Annotated in this window: 1 protein-coding gene and 1 pseudogene; both read right to left on the reverse strand. The window is 69.8% G+C overall.

The annotated features are described in order from the left end of the window. Positions 1 to 968, reverse strand: a 968-nt coding sequence (locus IEJ02_RS47475) for a beta-ketoacyl synthase N-terminal-like domain-containing protein (protein ID WP_191070456.1), incomplete at its 3' end; no start/stop codon positions are given. 25 nt (positions 969 to 993) lie between these two features. Further along, a pseudogene (locus IEJ02_RS47480) lies at positions 994 to 4,605 on the reverse strand (SDR family NAD(P)-dependent oxidoreductase); the annotation flags it as partial.

Below are 4,605 nucleotides of genomic sequence, written 5' to 3' on the forward strand. Positions count from 1 at the left end.
CGGATCACCCGCTGCTGCGACGGACCGTTCGGCGCCGTCAGACCGTTCGACGCACCGTCCTGGTTGACCGCACTCCCCCGCACAACCGCCAGCACCTTGTGGCCGTTGCGCCGCGCGTCCGACAGCCGCTCCACCAGCAGCAGGCCCACACCCTCGCCCCAGCCCGTGCCATCCGCCCCGTCCGCGAACGGCTTGCACCGGCCATCCGGCGCCAGCCCACGCTGCCGGCTGAACTCCACGAAGGTACCCGGCGACGACATCACCGTCACGCCGCCGGCCAGCGCCAGCTCGCACTCACCCTGGCGCAGCGCCTGCACCGCCAGATGCAACGCCACCAGCGACGACGAACACGCCGTGTCCACCGTCACCGCGGGCCCCTCGAGACCGAGGGTGTACGAGATGCGGCCCGACACCACACTGGCCGCGCTGCCCGTGCCCAGGTGGCCCTCGAGTTCACCCCCTACCTCATAGACATGACTCGCGTAGTCCTGGCCGTTCGTGCCCACGAAAACCCCGACCGGCCTGCCACGCAGAGACAGCGGGTCGATCCCGGTTCGCTCGATCACCTCCCACGACGCTTCCAGGACCAATCGCTGCTGCGGGTCGGTCGCCGCGGCCTCGCGGGGAGACATACCGAAGAACTGCGGGTCGAACTGGTCGGCCTCGTAGATGAAGCCGCCTTCTCGGGCGTAGCTCGTCCCCGGGTTGTCCGGGTCCGGGTGGTACAGCGCCTCGGTGTCCCAGCCCCTGTCCGCCGGGAATCCGGAGATGGCGTCGACGGCATCCGCGACCAGCCGCCACAGTTGCTCCGGGGTGCGCACGCCTCCGGGGAAGCGGCAACTCATGCCGACGATGGCGATGGGCTCTTTCGACGCCGCGACCAGGCGCTCGTTCTGCAGCTTAAGGCGGTCGTTCTCCCGCAAAGAAGCACGCAGCGCTTCGACAACTCGTTCGGAGGACGTAGCCATCAGTATCTCCACACTTCCAAAAACATCAAAGGTCCGCGCCGCCCAGTGCCCTCTGGACGAGATCATCGACATCCATCGCGTCGAGCGCGCTATTCGTTCCTTCTTGCGGCGCCGGCTCAGAAACGTTCTCTGAGGTGTGGGCGAGTTCCAGCAGGACATCCACTAGTCCCGCTTCACGGAGACGCGCGAGCGGAACAGAGGCCAACGCCTCGCGTATCCGGTCCTCTTCCTGGTCGCTCTGCTCGACCGCGCCGCCCTGCGGAAACATGCTCGTCTCCAGATGCGCGGCCAGTGCGGTGAGGTTCGGGTAGTCGAATACCAACGTAGTCGGTAGGTCCAGGCCGGTGATCGCGCCCAACGCGTTACGGAGCTGAACGGCCGTCAGCGAGTCGAACCCGAGCTCCCTGAACGACCGGTCGCTCTCGATACTGTCAGGCGTCGTGTGCTCCAGGACCGCGGCGACGTGCTGCCGGACCAGCTTGCGGAGGGAACGCTGACGCTTCGCCGAGGAGAGCCCTTCCAGACTCGTACGCAGCTCCGCCGCGGCCGACTCGGCCGATACCGGGTCCGAGGGCACCAGTGATGCGTGGGAAGGCGCCGTCTTGAGCAGTTCACTCAGCAACGGTGCCGGCCGAGCACCCTTCAGCTCTTCCGCCAGGCGCTCCCATGCGGCATCGAAGACAAGGGCGAAGGTGTCGTCCACGTCAAGAGCGCGCTGCAGTGCGCAGATGGCCAACTCCGGGTTCATCGGGACCATGCCGCCCCGCCTCATGTGCTCTTCGAGGTCCCCGTCGATCGCCATGCCGCTTCCGGCCCAGGCGCCCCAAGCGATGGAGGTGGCCGGAAGACCATCCGCACGCCGCTGCAGCGCGAGCGCGTCCAAGAAGGCGTTACCCGCCGCGTAACTTCCCTGGCCGGGACCGCCCAACGTAGCCGCCACCGAGGAGAACAGCACGAACGCCGACAGGTCCATCCCGGCGGTCAGCTCATGCAGGTTCCGCGCCGCGTCCACCTTCGGACGCAACACCCCGGCCGCACGTCCCACCGTCAGCGCGTCGATCACGCCGTCGTCCAGCACACCGGCCGTATGCACCACCGCGTCCAACGGGAACTCCGCCGGAATCCCGTCCAGCACCGCGGCCAGCGCCTCACGGTCCGCCGCGTCACACGCGGCCACCGTCACCCGGGCGCCCAGATCCTCGAGTTCCGCCTTCAACCCGGCGGCACCCTCGGCCTCCATGCCACGACGACTCGTCAGCACCAGATGCTCGGCACCACGCCCCGCCAGCCACCGCGCCACATGACCACCCAGCGCACCCGTGCCACCGGTCACCAGCACCGAACCACGCGGACGCCAGGACGCCCGGCCCTCCGCTTCCTCGGGCACGGACGCACGCACCAGCCGCTTCACAAACACCCCGGAGCCACGCACCGCTATCTGATCCTCACCGTCCGCACCGGCCAACACCCCGGCCAGACGCGCCACCGTCCGAGAGTCCACGGTCTCGGGAAGGTCGACGACGCCACCCCAGCGCTGCGGATATTCCGCCGCGACGATCTGCCCCAGCCCCCACACCGTGGCCTGGGCAGGATTCACCAGCCGGTCGGAACGCCCCACCGACACCGCACCCCGCGTACCACACCACAGCGGTGCCACCACACCGGCGTCGCCCAGCCCCTGAACCAACCCCACCATCGCCGCCAGCCCGGCCGGCACCACCCCGAACGCGCCATGCCCCGACTCGTCCAACCCCAGCAGCGAGAGCACACCCACCGCCTCGGACGGCTTCAGCCCCGCTCCGTCGAGCCCCGCGCGCAGCCGCTCCGCCACCGTGCCACGATCGTCTTCAGAGCTGTCCCACACCACCGGCACGACATCGGCGCCGCTCGCCTCCAGCCCCTTCACCGTGGCGGACACGAGAGCGTCATCGGCATGCGACGCGGGAAGGACGACGAGCCAGGCACCCGAGAGCGAGGCCTCGGCGGCGGACGCCATGGGCTGCCAGGCCACCTTGTAACGCCAGCCGTCCACCGTGGCCTGCTCACGCTGCTGACGCCGCCACGACGACAGCGCCGGAAGCAACGCCATCAACGACGACTGCTGCGCCTCGTCCTCCACCGCCAGCGTCCGCGCCAGCCCCTCCAGGTCCTCGCGCTCAACGGCTTCCCAGAACCGGGAGTCCACGCTGTCGGCAGCGGTGGGGCCGTCTGCCACCTCTGCCTTGTCCTCCAGCCAGTAGCGCTGTCGCTGGAAGGCGTAGGTGGGCAGCTCCACCCGCTGGGCGTCACGTCCGGCGAACAGCCGCTCCCAGTCGATGGTGACCCCGTTGACGTGCAGCTCGGCCAGCGCTGTGGTCAACGCCTGTGTCTCGGGACGGTCCTTGCGCAGCACCGGCACCACGACGGGAGCCGATTCCGCCGCCGTCAGACAGTCCTGCGTCATCGCCGAGAGCACGCCGTCGGGCCCCACCTCCAGGAAGGTGGTCACACCCCGCGCCTCAAGCGCTCGCACCCCGTCCGCGAACCGCACCGCTTCCCGTACGTGCCGCACCCAGTACTCCGGGGAGCACATCTCGTCGCCCTTGGCCGCCTCACCCGTGAGGTTGGAGACCAGGGCGATCGACGGTGCCTGGAAGGACAGCCCCTCGACGACCTTGCGGAAGTCGTCCAGCATCGCGTCCATACGCGGCGAGTGGAACGCGTGGCTGACCCGCAGACGGCGCGTCTTGCGGCCCCGCTCCGCCCACTGCCCGGCGATCTCCAGCGCCACCGCCTCATCACCCGCGATGACGACCGCGGTCGGGCCGTTGACGGCGGCGATGCTCACCTCGGCCTCACGCCCGGCCAGCGACGGAGCGACCTCCTCCTCCGACGCCTCGACGGCCACCATCGCCCCACCCTCGGGCAGCGCCTGCATCAACCGGCCACGAGCCGCCACCAGCGCGCACGCGTCCTCCAGCGAGAACACCCCCGCCACATGCGCGGCCGCGATCTCACCGATGGAGTGACCGATCACCACGTCCGGGGTCACACCCCAGTGCTCCAGCAACCGGAACAACGCCACCTCGACCGCGAACAGCGCGGGCTGCGTGAACGCCGTCTGGTCCAGCAAGTCGGCGTCCGCGCTGCCCTCCGCCGCGAACACCACCTCCCGCAANCTCCCGCCCCATGCCAAGACGCTGCGCACCCTGACCCGAGAACAGGAACGCCTTCAGTCCCGAAGCGTTCGCAACACCACGGACCACTGCCGGGGCGACCTCACCAGCGGCGACAGCCTCCAGGCCGCGCAGCAGCTCCGCACGGCCCGCGCCCGTCAACACGGCGCGGTGCTCGAACACCGACCGCGTCGCCACCAGCGAATAACCCAGATCCAGCGTGCTCAGTTCCGGTCGGGCATTCAGATGTGCCAGCAGTCGCCGCGCCTGAGCACGCAAGCCGTCCGAGCTCCGGGCGGAAAGCGCCCACGGAGCCGTACCACGGTCGTCGGGCGCCGCCGCGTCGGCCGGTCGCTCCTGTTCGATGTCGGAAGGCGCCTGCTCGATGATGGTGTGGGCGTTGGTACCGCTCACACCGAACGCTGACACCGCGGCCCGGCGCGGCCGCCCGGTCTCCGGCCACGCGGTGGCCTCGGTCAGCA

This window comes from Streptomyces sp. 5-10, assembly GCF_014712245.1.
Classification (GTDB): Bacteria; Actinomycetota; Actinomycetes; order Streptomycetales; family Streptomycetaceae; genus Streptomyces; species Streptomyces violaceusniger.